17 protein-coding genes are annotated in these 16154 nt (G+C 72.3%); 11 read left to right on the forward strand and 6 right to left on the reverse strand.

Going from position 1 to position 16154, the window contains the following annotated elements:
• The first annotated feature begins 72 nt into the window (after positions 1-72).
• Complete coding sequence (treS, locus tag VKN16_21160) at positions 73-1752, forward strand: maltose alpha-D-glucosyltransferase (protein HME96718.1); 1680 nt, start codon at positions 73-75, stop codon at positions 1750-1752.
• Complete coding sequence (locus VKN16_21165; GenBank protein HME96719.1) at positions 1727-3172, forward strand: hypothetical protein; 1446 nt, start codon at positions 1727-1729, stop codon at positions 3170-3172. The genes treS and VKN16_21165 overlap by 26 nt, the downstream gene beginning before the upstream one ends.
• On the opposite strand, the gene VKN16_21170 is transcribed toward VKN16_21165, so the two are convergent.
• Together VKN16_21170 and VKN16_21175 are read right to left on the reverse strand one after the other, a co-directional pair.
• Complete coding sequence (locus VKN16_21170) at positions 3169-3372, reverse strand: hypothetical protein (GenBank protein HME96720.1); 204 nt, start codon at positions 3370-3372, stop codon at positions 3169-3171. The two genes, VKN16_21165 and VKN16_21170, sit on opposite strands and share 4 nt — an antisense overlap.
• Positions 3369-3716 carry a hypothetical protein gene (locus VKN16_21175; GenBank protein ID HME96721.1) on the reverse strand — a complete coding sequence of 116 codons (348 nt, stop codon included), beginning with the start codon at positions 3714-3716 and terminating at the stop codon, positions 3369-3371. The genes VKN16_21170 and VKN16_21175 overlap by 4 nt, the downstream gene beginning before the upstream one ends.
• 263 nt (positions 3717-3979) lie before the next feature.
• Between VKN16_21175 and VKN16_21180 the strand changes: the two genes are divergently transcribed.
• The 7 genes from VKN16_21180 (at position 3980) to VKN16_21210 (ending at position 10224) form a co-directional block, all read left to right on the forward strand.
• On the forward strand, positions 3980-4129 hold the full coding sequence (locus VKN16_21180) for a lmo0937 family membrane protein (GenBank protein ID HME96722.1): 150 nt from the start codon (positions 3980-3982) through the stop codon (positions 4127-4129).
• A gap of 43 nt (positions 4130-4172) precedes the next feature.
• Entirely contained in the window at positions 4173-4394 is a 222-nt protein-coding gene (locus VKN16_21185; protein ID HME96723.1) for a DUF3185 domain-containing protein, read from the forward strand.
• 175 nt (positions 4395-4569) lie between these two features.
• The gene (locus VKN16_21190; GenBank protein ID HME96724.1) at positions 4570-6009 is read left to right on the forward strand and encodes a class I adenylate-forming enzyme family protein; all 1440 of its coding nucleotides are present in this window, start codon (positions 4570-4572) and stop codon (positions 6007-6009) included.
• A 1-nt stretch (position 6010) separates the two neighbouring features.
• Positions 6011-6265, forward strand: coding sequence for an acyl carrier protein (locus tag VKN16_21195; GenBank protein HME96725.1), 255 nt, complete (start codon positions 6011-6013; stop codon positions 6263-6265).
• Position 6266: 1 nt separating this feature from the next.
• The gene (locus VKN16_21200) at positions 6267-7640 is read left to right on the forward strand and encodes a hypothetical protein (GenBank protein ID HME96726.1); all 1374 of its coding nucleotides are present in this window, start codon (positions 6267-6269) and stop codon (positions 7638-7640) included.
• The gene (locus tag VKN16_21205; GenBank protein ID HME96727.1) at positions 7637-9634 is read left to right on the forward strand and encodes an LTA synthase family protein; all 1998 of its coding nucleotides are present in this window, start codon (positions 7637-7639) and stop codon (positions 9632-9634) included. The genes VKN16_21200 and VKN16_21205 overlap by 4 nt, the downstream gene beginning before the upstream one ends.
• On the forward strand, positions 9631-10224 hold the full coding sequence (locus VKN16_21210; GenBank protein HME96728.1) for a DNA-3-methyladenine glycosylase: 594 nt from the start codon (positions 9631-9633) through the stop codon (positions 10222-10224). The genes VKN16_21205 and VKN16_21210 overlap by 4 nt, the downstream gene beginning before the upstream one ends.
• Before the next feature lie 21 nt (positions 10225-10245).
• Here the strand turns inward: VKN16_21210 and VKN16_21215 are convergent, their stop codons facing one another.
• Genes VKN16_21215 through VKN16_21225 form a run of 3 tightly spaced genes read right to left on the reverse strand, consistent with a single transcriptional unit; the run spans position 10246 to position 13502 of the window.
• The gene (locus VKN16_21215) at positions 10246-11361 is read right to left on the reverse strand and encodes a DUF5009 domain-containing protein (GenBank protein HME96729.1); all 1116 of its coding nucleotides are present in this window, start codon (positions 11359-11361) and stop codon (positions 10246-10248) included.
• 18 nt (positions 11362-11379) lie between these two features.
• Positions 11380-12153: an SDR family NAD(P)-dependent oxidoreductase gene (locus VKN16_21220; protein HME96730.1), complete on the reverse strand. Its 774-nt coding sequence runs from the start codon at positions 12151-12153 to the stop codon at positions 11380-11382.
• Positions 12154-12176: 23 nt separating this feature from the next.
• A complete protein-coding gene (locus VKN16_21225) occupies positions 12177-13502 on the reverse strand; it encodes a Rieske 2Fe-2S domain-containing protein (GenBank protein HME96731.1) in 1326 nt (441 codons plus the stop codon).
• Between the two features lie 210 nt (positions 13503-13712).
• Here VKN16_21225 and VKN16_21230 point away from each other — a divergent pair, with 210 nt between their 5' ends.
• A complete protein-coding gene (locus VKN16_21230; protein ID HME96732.1) occupies positions 13713-14465 on the forward strand; it encodes an enoyl-CoA hydratase/isomerase family protein in 753 nt (250 codons plus the stop codon).
• A 13-nt stretch (positions 14466-14478) separates the two neighbouring features.
• The gene (locus VKN16_21235) at positions 14479-15501 is read left to right on the forward strand and encodes a cobalamin-independent methionine synthase II family protein (protein HME96733.1); all 1023 of its coding nucleotides are present in this window, start codon (positions 14479-14481) and stop codon (positions 15499-15501) included.
• Between the two features lie 51 nt (positions 15502-15552).
• Here VKN16_21235 and VKN16_21240 read toward each other — a convergent pair.
• A partial coding sequence (locus VKN16_21240; GenBank protein ID HME96734.1) for an LLM class flavin-dependent oxidoreductase occupies positions 15553-16154 on the reverse strand: 602 nt, incomplete at its 5' end.

A 16154-nucleotide genomic window follows, 5' to 3' on the forward strand; every position in this document is an offset into this window, starting at 1 on the left:
TCGCCGGGCCACCGCTGCGGACGCTCGGCTGGGAGCGGACGACCGGACGCTCGCACGACCCGTGAGGCGAGCGTGAGCGATCGCGACCCGCTCTGGTACAAGGACGCGGTCTTCTACGAGCTGCACGTCCGCGCGTTCCGGGACGGCAACGACGACGGGATCGGCGACTTCATCGGGCTCACCAGCCAGCTCGGCCACCTGCGGGAGCTGGGGGTGGACTGCATCTGGCTCCTGCCCTTCTTCCGCTCGCCGCTGCGGGACGACGGCTACGACGTGGCCGAGTACCGGGAGATCCATCCCGACTACGGGACCATGGCCGACTTCGACCGCTTCCTCGAGGCCGCCCACGGCCACGGCATGCGGGTGATCGCCGACCTCGTGGTCAACCATACGTCGGACCAGCACCCGTGGTTCCAGGCCGCCCGCCGCTCGCCCGACTCGCCCTACCGGCACTACTACGTCTGGAGCGACACCGACGAGCGCTACCGCGACGCCCGCATCATCTTCCTCGATAGCGAGCAGTCCAACTGGACGTGGGACCCGGTGGCCAAGGCCTACTACTGGCACCGGTTCTTCCACCACCAGCCCGATCTCAACTACGACAACCCCCAGGTGCGCCGCGAACTGCTCGATGTCATGCGCTTCTGGCTCGACAAGGGCCTCGATGGCTTTCGCTGCGACGCGGTGCCCTATCTCTTCGAGCGGGAGGGCACCAACTGCGAGAATCTCCCGGAGACCCACGAGTTCCTCCGCGAGATCCGGGCCACCCTCGACCGCGAGTACCAGGGCCGCGTCCTGCTCGCCGAGGCGAACCAGTGGCCGGCCGACGTCCGCCCGTACTTCGGCGACGGCGACGAGTTCCACATGGCCTTCCACTTCCCCCTCATGCCGCGCATCTTCCTGGCCGTCCGTCACGGCGACCGCCGACCCATCACCGACATCTTCGTGCACACCCCGGAGATCCCGCCGTCGGCGCAGTGGTGCCTCTTCCTGCGCAACCACGACGAGCTGACGCTCGAGATGGTGTCTGACGAAGAGCGCCACCATCTCTACTACGCTTACGGATCGGACCCGCGCATGCGTCTGAACCTGGGCATCCGCCGCCGGCTCGCCCCGCTGCTCGAGAACGACCGGCGCAAGATCGAGCTGCTCACGAGCCTGCTCTTCACCCTGCCGGGCAGCCCGATCCTCTACTACGGTGACGAGATCGGGATGGGCGACAACATCTACCTGGGCGACCGCAACGGCGTCCGCACTCCCATGCAGTGGACGGGCGATCGCAACGCCGGCTTCTCGCGCGCGGACACCGCCCGCCTGTACCTGCCGCTCATCGTGGACCCGGTCTACGGCTACCAGTCCATCAACGTGGAGGCCCAGCAGCGCACCCCGTCGTCACTGCTCAACTGGATGAAGCGCCTCATCGAGGTGCGCAAGAAGACGCGGGTCTTCGGCCGCGGCACGCTCCACTTCCTGCGGCCCGCCAACGAGAGCGTGCTCGCCCACGTGCGCGAGCACGAGGGGCAGAGCGTGATCGCGATCCACAACCTGGCCGGCTCCGCCCAGCCGGTCGAGCTGGATCTCCGCGCCTGGCGCGGCCACACCCCGATCGAGATGCTGGGCGACACGCGCTTTCCCACCGTGGGGACGGGTTCCTATGTCATCAGCCTCGCCCCGTACGGCTACTACTGGTTCCGCCTCGAGCCGCCGTTCTCCGACCAGCCTCGCTATGGCATCGAGGACGCTCCGCTCTGATCCGCGCGCCATCGTCGCCCTGCTCGCCGGGACCGGCCGCGACGACCTCGCCCGGTATCTGACGCGGCAGCGGTGGTTCGCGGCCAAGACCCGCGGAATCGGCGCGGTGGCGGTGGCCGACTGGGGCGTGCTGGACGCGGACGGGCCGCTCCTGCTCCTGCTGCTCGACGTCGACGACGACCGCTACTACGTGCCGGTCACCGTCGCGGCGAGCGCGGCCGGGGACGTCATCACCCGGTCGGGCGATGACGCGGTGGTGGACGCCCACGACGACCCGCGCTTCGCCCGCCGCGCGCTCGCCGCGATGGCGGCCGGGCGCGACGTGGCCGGCCAGGCCGGGCGCTTCGGCTTCCGCGCCACGCCGGGCTGGGCGTTCCCGCCGGAGCCGGACCGGCTGCCGGCGGACCGTCACCGGGGCGAGCAGAGCAACACCTCGATGATGCTCGGCACGGGACTCATGCTGAAGTCGCTCCGCCGGCCCCAGCCCGGCCTCAATCCGGATCTCGAGATCACGCGATTCCTCACGACCCGGACCGCGTTCCGCGAGGTGCCGCGCCTCGCCGGCTGGGTCGAGTACGAGGGCCGGCGCGGCACGTTCTCGCTCGCGGTGCTGCAGGAGTTCGTGCCCAACCAGGGCGACGGCTGGAAGCACGTGCTCGCCAGGCTCCGGGAGCGGGGCGCCGCGATCGAGCGCGCTTCCGACCCGCTGCTCGACGAGGTGCACCGTCTCGGCGCCATCACCGGCGGGCTTCACGTCGCGCTCGCCTCCGATCCCTCCGCGGCGGAATTCGCCCCCGAGCCGGTCACGCGGGCCGACGTCGAGCGCTGGACCGACGACATCGCCCGCGATCTGGGCGGCGACGACATCCAGCGGTTGCTTCGGGACCGCCCGGGTCGGGCCGCCGGGGCGGAGGCCCGGCGCGCACGGGTGCTCGCCGCGCTTTCGCCGCTGACCGCGACCGTCAAGATCCGCGTCCACGGCGACTACCATCTCGGACAGGTGTTGAAGACCACCGACGGCTTCGTGATCATCGACTTCGAGGGCGAGCCGGCGCGCCCGCTGGCCGACCGGCGCCGACGTCAGGCGGCGCTGCGCGACGTGGCCGGCATGCTGCGCTCGCTCGACTACGCCGCCCACGCGGTCGGCCGGGAAGCGCCCGAGGGCGAGCGGGCCGCCCGGCTGGCGGCGCTGACCGCATGGGAGGACCGCGCGCGCCGCGCGTTCCTGGCCGGCTATCGCGCCGCGGTCACCGCGAGCGCGGAGCCGCTGGTGCCCGCCGAGGAGCCGGCCTTGCTGCGGGCGTGCGCCGCCTTCGAGCTGGAGAAGGCCTGCTACGAGCTGCGCTACGAGCTGAACAACCGGCCGGACTGGGTGGCCATTCCCCTCGCCGGTATCACCCGGATCCTCGCCGCCGCCTAGCCCTCACGGCTTCGTCGCTCCGGCGACCCGGCCAGCGCGGCCACGCTCCTGGCCACGGTCATGAGCGGTACCGCGGCGGCGGCCAGGACGAGGCCGCGCAGGGCGCCGACGGCTCCCGCGATGACGCGCAGTCCCGCCAGCGTCAGCACCGGGGCGGCGACCAGCAGCGCCGCTCCGGCCCCGCGCCCCGATCGGCTCACAGCGTCGGCTTGCCCATCCGGCCCGGCGCCACCGCGCTGGCCGGCTCCTCCTCGTCTGAGGCCTGGAACTCGGCGTCCCGGGCGAGGATCTGCACGCTGACCGCGCCGGGCAGGAGCCGGGCCCCGCGCAGCTCGACCTGCGGCAACCCCATCGCCAGCGCCCCGCGCACCGCGGCCTGCACCGCGCGCTCGATCGCCGCGTTCACCGCCTCGTCGGACTCGTCCTCGAGCGCTTGCACCGTCTCGATCGCCGCCATCGCCGCCGCAGCAGGTGCGAACGCGCCCCAGAGCAGCGTGCCGGCGGCCGCGCCCGCCGCCGTCAATGCGATGATCCCTCGCTTCATGGTGTTCTCCTTGGCCTGTCGTATGGGATATCGCGAAGAAAATCGCAAGGCCTGTGCCATCGGCACTTCTCGAGCGGGGGCGTGCGGGGTCGCGTCGGTTCTTCCCGGTAAAGCTGACGCGCCCCCGGCCGGTCACCGCGGCCGCTCGAACCCACGCGCGCACGACGGCCCGAAGAGTTCCGAGCACTTGCGCGCCGCGCGCGACGCTGGCACGTGGTGTGCCTCGTGTCTGCCAGCGATTCGACAGACAGGAGGCCATGAACATGCTCTGGACGATATTCGTGATCCTGCTGGTGCTGTGGGCGGTCGGGATGGTGAGTTCTTACACGCTCGGTGGGTTCATCCATCTTCTGCTGCTGATTGCGCTCGCGGTGGTCCTCATCCGGATCATCCAGGGCCGCCGGCCGGTATGAGCCCCGGGCCGAGCAAAGTCCCGGCGCTCCAGAAAGGCATCGCATGAAGAGCGGACTGCTGATCATCGCCGTCATCCTGATCGCCATCGGCGTGGTGTCGCTCGCGTACCAGGGCATCACCTACACCACGCGAGAGAAGGTGCTCGAGGTCGGCCCCATCAAGGCCACCGCCGAGAAGGAGAAGACACTGCCGTTGCCGCCGATCCTGGGCGGACTGTCGCTCGCCGGCGGGGTGGTGCTGCTCGTCGCGGCCACGCGACGGTAGCGCGGTCTCGCCGGCGTAGCCACGGGCGCGGTCCCTTCTCGGCCGCGCCCGTGGTGTTTTTCCGGGCCTCCCGGCTCCCGCGGTATCATGCCACGGTGACCAGGAGAGGCACGTCCTGCTGACGGTCGGACGGCTCGTCGAGCCGCTGACCGGCCGACACTGGGATGCTCCGGCGGTGACCCGCGCGGTCGCGGCCCGGACCGCGCGATGGACACGCCGGGGCCTGCGTCCCGGCGATCGGGTCTTCCTCCACTCGGGCAATCGCCTCGAGTTCTTCGCCGAGCTGCTCGCGCTCTGGCGCCTGGGCGCCTGCGCGGTGCCGCTGGATCCGCGCCTGACCCGCGTGGAGCTGGAGCGACTGGTCGAGGCGGCGTCTCCCCGGTTCTCGGTGGTCGACGATTCCGTCGAAGTGGCGTCCGCCCTGCCCGCTTCGGTCGCGGTCGTCGGAGCCGACGAGGCCGACGGCACCGGCGATCTGCCGCCCGATCTCGCGGAGCCGGGCGCCGACGCCCTGATCCTCTTCACCTCGGGCTCCAGCGGCCGGCCGAAGGGCGTGGTGCACACCCACGCCTCGCTCCGGGCGCGCTGGGCCGCCCTCCGGCATCACCTGGGCCTCGCCGCGTACGCGCGCACGCTCTGCCTGCTGCCGACCCACTTCGGCCACGGGCTCATCTGCAACAGCTTGTTCCCGTGGCTCGCCGGGCAGGACCTCTTCATCACTCCGCCGTTTCGTCCCGACCTCCTGGCCCGGCTCGGCGCCCTCATCGACGAGCACCACATCACCTTCCTCTCGTCGGTGCCCGCGGTGTGGCGGCTCGCGCTCAAGGTGGCGAAGCCGCCGCGTCGGGCGCCGCTCGAACGGGTGCATTGTGGCTCCGCGCCCCTGCCCGCCACCCTGTGGGACGGCATTCGCGGGTGGAGCGGCACCAAGGAGGTGTTCAACACGTACGGCCTCACGGAGACCGGCAGCTGGGTCGCCGGCACCTCGGGCGGCCCGTTCACGCCCGCCGACGGGCTGATCGGCGCGCCGTGGGGCGCGACGATCCGTGTGCGACGGGCCGCGGACGCCGACGGGCTGGCCGCGCTCGGCGGCGCCGAGTGCGCGCCCGGCGAGACCGGCCACGTATGGCTCGAGACGCCCGCCCTCATGCGCGGATACCTCGGACGCGACGACCTGACTCGCCGGGTGCTCGTCGACGGACACTTCGCCACCGGCGATCTGGGGACGCTGGACGAGCGCGGCTGGCTGCATCTGCGCGGCCGCGAGCGCGACGAGATCAACAAGGGGGGCATGAAGATCGCGCCCGCGGAGGTCGACGCGGCCGCGGAAGGCTGCCCGGGCGTGGCCGAGGTGTGCGCGTTCGCGGTGGACGATCCCCTCTACGGGCAGAACGTGGGCCTGGCGGTGACGATGGGGCAGGAGGGCGACGAGGCGGTGGGCGATCTCTACCGCTGGATGCGCGAGCGGCTCGCCGAAACGAAGCTGCCCGCGCGCTGGTGGCGGGTGGACGCGATGCCGCGCTCCGACCGCGGAAAGGTGAGCCGGGACGCGGTGCGCGAGGCCTGCGCGGCCCGCCCCCCGCTCGATCTCACGCGGATCCTCCAGGGACGCTGAGGTGCGCGAGGCCCACCGCGCGCGCGTGCTCGACTTCCTCCGCACCATCCAGAAGCCCGACCGCCCTCTCGAGGCGGTGGCCGAAAGCGACAGCCTGGTCGAGGCCGGTCTGATCGATTCGCTGGCCCTGCTCGAGATCGTGGCCTTTCTCGAGGAGCAGTACCGGATCGATTTCGCGGAGACGGGCCTCGAGCCCGATCAGCTCACCTCGGTCAGCGGCATCCTCGATCTGATCGAGCGCGAGGCGCGGGCCTGACGTGGCCGTCGCTCTCCTGGTGCGGCGGTTCGGGCAGCTGCACGAGGATCCCGCGCTCATCGCCCGCTGGCGATCGTGGCTCGGCCCGCTGCTCACCTGGCTCACGCCGCGGCGGCGCCGCTCGCTGCTGGCCCTGGGCGCGCTCTACATCGCGGTGCGCCAGCCCCTGCGCGAGATGTTTCCCGGGGTCGATCTGCGAGCGCCCGGAGGGCCCGTCGCGGGCGCGATCGTCGTGGTGGGCTGCTTCGCGGCCGTCGTCTCCGTGTACGTCGCGGCCGGTCGGTTCGCGTCGCTGCCCGCGGCGATCCGCAGCCGGCCGCAGGTCTGGCTCCACGCCGCGTTCTGGGCGCTCGTCGCGATCGCGTGGCTCGTCCCCGACGACCGGGGACCGGGCGCGGCGGCCCTCGCCGGCCTGGTGCTGGCCCTGCCGTTCCTGCTCTGGCGGATGGGCTACCTGCTCATGTCGGGGCAGCGCGGGCGCGTCGCCGGCTCGCGCTTCGGCGATCACCTGCTCTACCTCTATCCGGCCTACGGCGGCACCAATACGCCCTACGGCAAGGGCCTGGACCACCTCGCGCGCCACGAGGCCGCGAGCGAAGAGGCTCTCGCCCGCTCGCAGCTGGCCGGGATCAAGCTGCTGATCCTCGCCGCGATCTACAACGGCCTGCTCGCCCTCATGGCCGGGCTGGTCTACGGCGACCCGCGGGGCGCGTGGAGCGGGCACGGCCTCGGCCTGCCCCGGCTCGAGCAGATGCTGCCGGCGGCGGGCACGCCGTGGGCCACCGCGTGGGTGTCGCTCTACGTCGCGCTGGTGTGGGACGTCCTGAAGCTGGCCGCGCGCGGCCACGAGATCGTCGGCATCCTGCGGCTGTTCGGCTTCAACGTCTTCCGCAACACCTACAAGCCGCTGCTCGCTCCGTCCATCGTGGAGTTCTGGAACCGGTACTACTACTACTTCAAGGAGCTGCTGGTCGAGTTCTTCTTCTTCCCGACCTACGTGCGCCGCTTCCGCCGCTCTCCGCGCCTGCGCATCTTCGCGGCCACCCTGGCCGCGGCCGGGTTCGGCAATCTCTACTACCACCTGCTGCAGCACGACGCGTTCGTGCTGACGCTGCGGTGGGCCGCCATCGGCTCGTGGCTCCTGTCGCGCGGCTTCTACTGCCTGCTCCTGAGCGTCGGCATCTACCTCTCGATGCGGCGCGAGCAGACCCGGCGCGGGACGGCGGCGGCTCCGTCCGTCCCGGTGCTCACGCAGGTGCGGCGCGTGGTGGGGGTGTGGACGTTCTTCGCGCTGCTCAGCATCTGGGCCGACGACAGCGCCGCGGGCTTCGGCCAGCGCGTGAGCTTCTTCCTCGCGCTCTTCGGCGTGCGATGACCGCGGCGCCCCGCCCGCTCCGCCTCGCCGCCCACGCGGCGGGACTCGTCGCGCTCAACGTGCTGATCTTCACGGCGTATCGCGCCCTGTTCGTGGCCTGGTTCGGCCAGCACGCGCGCGGCTCCGCGGCCGCGGTGATCTGGAGCGGGCTCCGCCTCGACGCGGCCGCGCTCGCCGCGGAGGTGGTGGCGGTCGGCCTGCTCCTCCTCGCCACCCGCCGCGCCCACGGCTCCTGGCTCGCCGGCGCGCTGTGGACGCTCACCACGATCAACCTGCTCGTCGTCGGCATCGACCTGCTCTTCTACCACGAGCGCAACCAGCATCTCTGGGAGATGCTCTTCGCCAACCTCGCCGAGCCGCACGACCTCTGGGTGGCGCTCGAGCCGTTCCTGCTCCAGAATCCGGGCACCGTCGCGCTGATGCTGGGCCTCGTGGCCGGCCTCGCGGCGCTGGCGGTGACGCACGCGCGCCGGCTCCGCCCTCATCGCCACGACCTCTGGCGACCCTGGCCGGTGCCGGTCGGGGTGCTCGTCGGGCTCATCCTGATCGGGCTCCTGATGGGACACTGGACCACCGTGAAACGGGTCTTCCCCCACGCCAGTGTGGAGTTCGTCTGGATCTCGAGCCGCCATCAGATGGCCTTCGACGACTACGTGCTGAACCAGGCGGTGGTGAATCCGGTCTGGGACCTGCTGCACGAGTACCTGCCGGCCGCGATCACGGGCAGCCGGCCGCCCTATCGGCTCGCCGCGCGCGAGGCGCTCCCGCTCGCCCAGCGTCTGCTGGGCGTGCCCGAGGGCGACCGGCCCTACCCGCTGCTGCGCACCGTGCGCGGCGTCGGCGGCGTCGGGATCCGCAACGTGGTGATGATCCAGGTGGAGGGCCTGGGGACCACCATGCTCGAGCACGACGAGCCGTCGGGGCCGGTGATGCCCTATGTGCGCAGCCTGATCGCCGAGGGCCTCTACTTCCCGCGCGTGTACCAGAGCTTCTTCTCCACGGACGGCGCGGTCTTCGCCACCTCGACCGGCCTGCACTGGACCAACGCCTTCAGCGGCGGCAGCCCCCGGCTCACCGAGTCGGTGCTCGGCGCGTACTTCGCCTCGCTGCCGCGCATGACCGACGGCCACCACCGGCGCTCCTACGCCTTCTCCGGCTTTCGCCACCGCACCGCCGACTTCGTCAGCTTCGCGCGCAATCTCGGCTACCGGGCCGCCGGCTTCGAGGCCATCACCGGCCGCCTCGGTGCGCGCGCGGCCGCGGATGCGGGCCCGCTCGGCGTGCATGACGGCCCTCTGCTCCGCGAGGCCGCCGCGACGGTGACCAGGACCGCGGACGGCTTCGTCCTGTACGTGATGACCGGCACCAGCCACTCGCCCTGGGCGGTGCCCGACGGGGCGCCGATGCCGCTGGGCAACGGGCCGGTCGGCACGTTCCGCTACGTCGACGACTGCATCCGCGCGTTCGTCGAGCGGCTCCGCGCTCAGCGCGCCGACTTCGACCAGACCCTGATCGTCGTCACCGGCGATCACACCAGCATTCCGTTCGGCACCCAGCGGATCGAGCGGCTCCGCGTGCCGCTCGTGCTGGCCGGCCCGCCGATGACGCGCGCCCGCGGCCGCTGGCCCGCGCGGTCCGAGGCCGAGGTGAGCCAGGTGGACATCCTGCCGACCATCGCCACCCTGCTCGACGGGACGCGACCGTACGCGGGCATGGGGCGCAGCATGCTCGAGCCGCGGGACCCGGACGGGGCCGGGATCATCACCAGCGACCGCACCGACACCTTCTACTTCAAGGACGGGTTCGCCCTGCGCTACGATCTCCACTCCGGCGATGCCGATCTCTTCGCGGTCCACGGCGACGAGCTGCGGCCCACCAACCTGAGCGCCGAGCATCCCGAGGTGAGCCGGCGCCTGACGCGCGAGTTCCTCGCCCTCTACGAGACGACGGACCGGCTCATGCGCGAGAACCGGGTGTTCCCGCGCGCGCGGTGAAGCTGCCCCGCGGGTTCTACACCGACTCCGACGTGGTCACGGTGGCCCGCCGGCTCCTCGGGCGGCTGCTCGTGGTCCCGACGCGCGGGGGGCAGCGGGTCTCGGGCATCATCGTGGAGACCGAAGCGTATCGCGGCCCCGAGGACCGCGCCTCCCACGCCTTCGGCGGGCGGCGGACCGCGCGCACCGAGACGATGTACGGGCGCGGCGGCACCGCGTACGTGTATTTCGTGTACGGCATGTACTACCAGTTCAACGTGGTCACCGCCGGCGCGGACGTGCCGCACGCGGTGCTGGTGCGCGCGCTGGAGCCGCTCGAGGGCGTGCCCGTCATGCGACGGCGCCGCGGCGGCGGGACCGACCGTAGCCTCACGAGCGGGCCGGGCAAGCTCTGCATCGCGCTGGGGATCGACCGCCGGCTGGACCGCGCCGATCTCCTCGGCGACCGGATCTGGATCGAGGAGGGCCGGCGCATCCCGGCGTCGCGTATCGCGAGCGGCCCGCGCGTCGGCATCGATTACGCGGAAGCCTGGGTCGACCGCCCCTGGCGCTTCTGGCTACGCGACAGCCCCTTCGTGAGCCCCGGCTGAGCCAGGGCGGGAATTTCGCATTCAGACACGCAATCTTAGACCAGTCCGCTGCAGCAGCCACATGAGCCCCCACCAGAGCAGCACGTAGGCCAGTGCGAAGGCCAGCGAGGCGTTGACCGGGGCAGCCCACGGCACGAAGAGATGCGTGTAGAGCCATGCGTGCAGCCGCATGTGCTCCGGCCCCACGCGGATCAGGAGGAGCAGCCGGGCCATCGCGGTGGACAGGAAGAAGAGCGGCAGCGCGGTGAGGCCGAACAGGACGAAGGGCCCCGCCCAGCGGCGAACCCCGCGCACCTCGATCACCCAGTAGCAGAGCGCCAGGGCCAGCGCCGCGAAGCCCGACATCATGAGGGCGTACGAGCTGGTCCACAGCGACTTGTTCACCGGGAACGAGAGCCCCCACAGCCACCCGAGCCCCGCGCCCACCACGCCCCCGACGACCAGGCCCGACAGCAGCCGCGCCGTCGGCCGCGCCCACCGGAGCCAGTGGCCGGCCAGCACGCCCAGCAGCGTGGTGGCGGTGGCCGGCAGCGTGCTCAGGATGCCCTCCGGGTCGTACCACTTCGAGAGCTGCCAGATGTGCCGCGGCCCGAGCACGAGCCGGTCCACGTAGCCGGCCAGGTTGCCGGCCGGGCTCAGGTCTCCGGCCACCTGGCCGGGCGCGGCGACGCGCGTCATCAGCAGCCAGTAGCCGACGAGGAGGGCGCCGGCCACGATCGCCTGGACCCGCCAGCCCCGGGTCCCGCCGCCCAGGAGGAAGAGCAGCGCGGCCAGCAGGTAGCAGAGGGCGATGCGCTGGAGCACGCCCGGGATGCGGAGGGTCGAGAGCTGGAAGAACGGCTGCGCGTGCAGCAGCAGGCCCAGGGCGAAGATCACGGCCGAGCGGCGCACCACGCGCGCCACCAGTCCGCCCGCGCCGGCCTCGAGCCGCGGGCCGAGGGCGAGCGGGATCGCCACGCCGACGATGAACAGGAAGAACGGGAAGATCATGTCGGTGGGCGTGAAGCCGTGCCATTCGGCGTGACGCAGCGGCGGGTACACCGCGCTCCAGGTGCCCGGATTGTTGACGAGCACCATCGCGGCCACCGTCAGGCCGCGCAGCGCATCCACCGACGGCAGGCGTGGGGCCACGCTCACGGCAGGCTCACGCGCCCGTCACAGGATCGAGCGCCCCGCATCCACCATCAAGGTGGCGCCGGTGATGAACGACGAATCGTCCGAGGCGAGGAACAGGATCGGGTGCGCCACCTCGCGCGGCTCGGCCCAGCGGCCGAGCAGGTTGTCCTTGGTGCGCTGTCCGCGCAGCGTCGTCTCGGACACGCCCTGGCTCGCGGCGCGGCGGATGTGGTAGGGCGTGATCGTGCCGCCCGGGCACACCGCATTCACGCGCACCCGGTGCGGCGCCTCCTCCACCGCGAGGGCCCGCGTGAAGCCCAGCACCGCCGCCTTGGTGGTGTCGTACTGGCCCATCCCGGTCCGTCCCATGAGCCCGTACACCGACGAGACGTTGACGATGGTACCGCGCCCCGACGCGCGGAGCGCGGGCAGTGCGGCCCGGCAGCAGTGCGCGGTGCCGAGCACGTTGACGCCGATGATGCGCTCCCAGTCCGCCGCGCTCGCCTGAGCCAGCGGGGCGTAGACGCGAACCCCCGCCACGTTGACCAGGGTGTGCAGCGCGCCGAGATCTCTCACCGCCTCGTCGACCAGGCGGCCGGCCTCGGACTCGGCGCTCACGTCACCCACCAGCGCGACGACCCGCGCCGGGGTCGCGCCGCGAATGCGCTCGGCGGCCTCGGCCACCGCGGTGGCGTCGGTGTCCAGCAGCGCCACGGCGGCGCCCTCCTCGGCGAAGAGCCGCCCGGTCGCCTCGCCGATGCCGCCGCCCCCGCCGGTGACGAGAGCGACCCGGCCCGCCATGCGGCCCGGCATGCGAGGCTCCGAAGCCGTCGCGCTCAGACGAGCGTCAGCTGATCTCCGGCGCGCACCAGGACCCGGGCGCGGGCGCCCTCGATCCAGCTCTCCCCGGGGGCCAGCACGACGGAGGTGGAGCGCACGAGGAAGGAGCGCGGGTTGGAGCCCGGCGCGGGGGTGCGCTGATCGCGAAGCGCGCGGGCCGCGGCCATCAGCCGCCGGCGCACGTGGATGATGGCGCTGTCGCTCGAGCCCAGCCGCTCCTGGCTCCGGTCCACGATCGCGCCCTGGCTCTCCTGCACCGCCTGGTCCTGCACCCCGAAGCCCGGGATGCCGCAGTACATGCGGGTGCGGTGCGCCTCCCAGTCCATGAAGTAGTCGTTGTCGCGGTTGGCGGCGGTGCGCACGTCGCCGTAGGGCTCCGAGGTGGCGGGCGCGTAGTCGCAGACGTGCGCCCCCTTGCCCTCGATGTGCAGCGCGATCTCCTCGCGGGTGAGCCGGCGATCCGGATGCCACGTCACCATCCAGTTCACCACGTGGGTGTCGTCCATCGGCACCCAGATGTGCGACTGCACCACCCGCTCGTCGAGGTCGGTGGGCGGCATCGTGTAGAACGGGAGCAGGAACTGGGTGATGCGCCAGTACCACCGCCCGTCCGGGTTGGTGCGGCGCGCGCCGATGAGCACCCCGTAGTCGGTGTCCACCACCTCGAAGCGCGGGGCCCGATCGCCGGTGGAGACCGCCGCGCCGACTCCGAAGCTCACCCGGTCCATGTCCTCGGTGACCGCGCGGTCGCGGTGGTCGATCGGGGCATGCAGAAACGAGATGTGGCTCGAGTCGATGCCGCCCTCGAGCGCCTGGAACCAGTTGCAATCCTGCACGCGACGCGAGAGGAAGGTGTGGCCCTCGGGCAGCAGCGTGAACTCCAGCTCCGGCAGGGGCGGTGGCGGGCTCGCCGCGCCCATATACGCCCAGACGACTCCGCCCTTCTCGACACACGGATACGCGGTGTGGGTCACCTTGCCCGCGAAGCTCGATTCGGGCGGCTCGCTCGGCATCTCCAGGCACTGGCCGTCGAGGCCGAACCTCCAGCCGTGATAGGCGCAGCGCATCCCGCTCTCCTCGACGCGCCCGTAGTAGAACGACGCCGAGCGATGCGGGCAGAACTCGCCGATCAGGCCGGCGCGGCCGCTGGTGCCGCGGAACACGATCAGCCGCTCGCCCAGCAGCATCACGCGCTTGACGCGACCGCCCGGGAGCAGCTCCTTCGACTCCACCACTGGCATCCAGTACTCGCGCAGCAGGGCGCCCATCGCGGTCCCCGGCCCGGTCCTGGTCAGCAGCTCGTTGTCCTCGCGGCTCAGCATCGCGCTCCCCTCTCTCGTCGCCCGCAGCGCGGCGACGCGCTGAGCGTAGCATGCGGCCCGGCGCGCGGGCCAGTTGCGCCGCGCACCGCGACCCTGTCCTTCCGCGCCGGGGAGCGGCCGACGCCTTGACACCGCCAAGGCCGGCCCGTACGCTCCGGGCGCGATGCGGAGGAACGCGATGGCGATGCGAACGCGACGCCGGGCGACGGCATGAGCGCGGTCGCGCTCGAGATCGACCCGCCGGTCGCCCGCATCACCCTGAACCGCCCCGAGGTCCTCAACGCGGGCGATCCGGGCTGGGTCGCCGAGCTGACCGACGCGGTGGCGCAGGTGGCGGCCGCGGGCGAGCGCCTGCGCGTGGCCGTCGTCACCGGAGCGGGACGCGCGTTCTCCACCGGGGTCGATCTCAAGGCCCTCGCGGCCGGCGCCATGACCCTGCCCCACTTCCTGGCCTGGGAGGACGCGATGACCGCCATCGAGCGGATGCCGGTGCCCTTCATCGCGGCGATCAACGGCCACTGCCTGGGCGGCGGGCTGCAGCTCGCCCTGGTGTGCGACTACCGCATCGCGAGCGCCGAGGCGTCGATCGGGCTGCCCGCGGTGAAGGAATGCCTCATCCCGTCCATGGCGCTCTATCGCCTGCCGCGACTCATCGGTGCGGCGCGGGCCGCCGAGCTGATCATCACCGGCGCGCCGATCTCGGCGGCGCGCGCGGAGGAGTACGGCCTGGTCCACCGCGTGGTGCCGCCGATCGACTTCGCGCGCGAGGTCGACGAGTGCGTCGAGCGGTTCCTGACGCTGCCGCGCACCAGCGTGGCCTGGAGCAAGCGGCTGATGGCGCGCGCCTTCGACCTCGACTTCGACGCGTTCCGGCGGCAGATGGAGGCGGGCTTCGCCGAGTGCCTGGCCTCGCCGGAGCACCGGGCGGCCATGGACGAGCTGCGGCATCGCCGGCGAGGCTGAGAGGACGCGCTCCGTGCCCGCGACCCGCCCGGTGCTCCCCACCTCGGTCATCGGCAGCCACGGCCTGCCCGGCTGGCTCTGGCTCGCGCGGGAGGCGCTGCAGGCCGGCCGCCTCGGCGCCACCGACGTGCGCGAGGTCATGGAGGACGCCACGCAGGTGGCCCTGCTGGATCAGGAGCGCGCCGGGCTGGACGTGCTGACCACCGGCGAGATGGGTCGCGTGCGCTTCATCATCGGCTTCTACGACCATCTGCGCGGCATTCGAGCCCTCGAGGAGCCGCGGCGGATCGGCCAGCCCCACTGGGACACCAACACGCCCTTCCAGGTGGTCGAGCGCGTCACCGCGCCCGCCGGCCTCGGCATCGTGGAGGAGTTCAAGATCGCCCGCTCGCTGACGCGGCGGCCGCTGAAGGCGACCGTGCCCGGGCCCTACACCCTGATGTTTCCGCTGCGGGTCGGCGGACCCTATCGCGACCGTGACACGCTGCTCGCCGATCTGGTGGGCATCGTCAACGCGGAGTGCCGCGCGCTGGTCGACGCGGGCGCCGACTTCATCCAGATCGACGAGCCGCACAGCGGCATGTACGCGGGCACCGCGCCGCAGTTCGCCCTCGGCGTGAATCGGGCGGTCGAGGGCGTGCGGGCCAAGATCGCGGTGCACGTCTGCTTCGGTAATCTCTACGGCCGGCCCTTCCAGCCGGTGCGCAGCTATCGCAACGTGTACCCGGCGCTGCACGAGCTGACCGCCTCGCAGATCGTGCTCGAGTACGCCAACCGGGGGATGGACGACCTGCCGATGTGGAAGGAGTTTCCGACCGATAAGGAGCTGGGCGCCGGGGTCATCGACGTGAAGGCGTTCAAGGCCGAGACGGCCGAAGAGGTCGCGGAGCGGATCCGTGTGCTCCTGCGCTACGTCGCACCCGACAAGCTCTGGCTCAATCCCGACTGCGGCTTCTGGGAGACCCCGCGCTGGGCCACTCGCCTCAAGATGGCCGCCCTCGTCGAGGGCACCCGCCTCGTCCGCGCCGAGCTCTAGGCACGAGATCCCGCCGCGACGAAATGTCGTAATGCAAGACCTGACCCCAGCCTAGCAGGCGCGGAGGAGGGTGAGGTGGTCGTCGGCGGTGTCCTGGGCGACGATGGCACGGAGGACGATCTCGTCGACGGCGCCGCGCCACGCGGCCAGCGCGGTGGCGATGGCCTCGGCTGACGTGGCCGCGATGGCGGTGTCCACCGGCTTGACGCCCATGCGATCGAAATGGGCGCCGTACGCGGGGATCCCCGCGTAGCGCCCGCCCTCGTCCGCGAGCCGCTCGGCCGCCGCCGCGCCCAGCGCCACGCGCACATAGGCGTAGGTGCGCGGGACCGGGCGGCCGGCCGCCTTCGCCCCCGCCGCGACCAGCTCGGCCGAGCGACGTGCGTACTCCGGGGTGAGCCAGTTGAACAGCACGCCGTCGGCCACCTCGCCGGCCAGCTGACACATCCGCGGGCCGAGCGCGGCCACGATCACGCGGGTGGCGAGGCGCGCGCGCAGCGCGGCCACGCCCTCCCGCACGCGCGCGAGCGAGCGCGGATTCGGGCTGCCCACGCCGAGCAGGAGCCGCGCCGCGGGCAATCCGTGCTGCTTCACGCCGTCGACGATGCTCTCCGGGCCGCGCGTGTGCAGCGGGATCACGCCCACGCCCAGAT

It is taken from the genome of Candidatus Methylomirabilota bacterium (assembly GCA_035315345.1).
GTDB lineage: Bacteria > Methylomirabilota > Methylomirabilia > Rokubacteriales > CSP1-6 > CAMLFJ01.

Coding starts and splice junctions, on each gene's coding strand:
- VKN16_21165 (HME96719.1), top strand. CDS start 1,727: ATGGCATCGAGGACGCTCCGCTCTGATCCGCGCGCCATCGTCGCCCTG.
- VKN16_21175 (HME96721.1), bottom strand. CDS start 3,716: ATGAAGCGAGGGATCATCGCATTGACGGCGGCGGGCGCGGCCGCCGGC.
- VKN16_21180 (HME96722.1), top strand. CDS start 3,980: ATGCTCTGGACGATATTCGTGATCCTGCTGGTGCTGTGGGCGGTCGGG.
- VKN16_21185 (HME96723.1), top strand. CDS start 4,173: ATGAAGAGCGGACTGCTGATCATCGCCGTCATCCTGATCGCCATCGGC.
- VKN16_21205 (HME96727.1), top strand. CDS start 7,637: ATGACCGCGGCGCCCCGCCCGCTCCGCCTCGCCGCCCACGCGGCGGGA.
- VKN16_21220 (HME96730.1), bottom strand. CDS start 12,153: ATGCCGGGCCGCATGGCGGGCCGGGTCGCTCTCGTCACCGGCGGGGGC.
- VKN16_21225 (HME96731.1), bottom strand. CDS start 13,502: ATGCTGAGCCGCGAGGACAACGAGCTGCTGACCAGGACCGGGCCGGGG.
- VKN16_21230 (HME96732.1), top strand. CDS start 13,713: ATGAGCGCGGTCGCGCTCGAGATCGACCCGCCGGTCGCCCGCATCACC.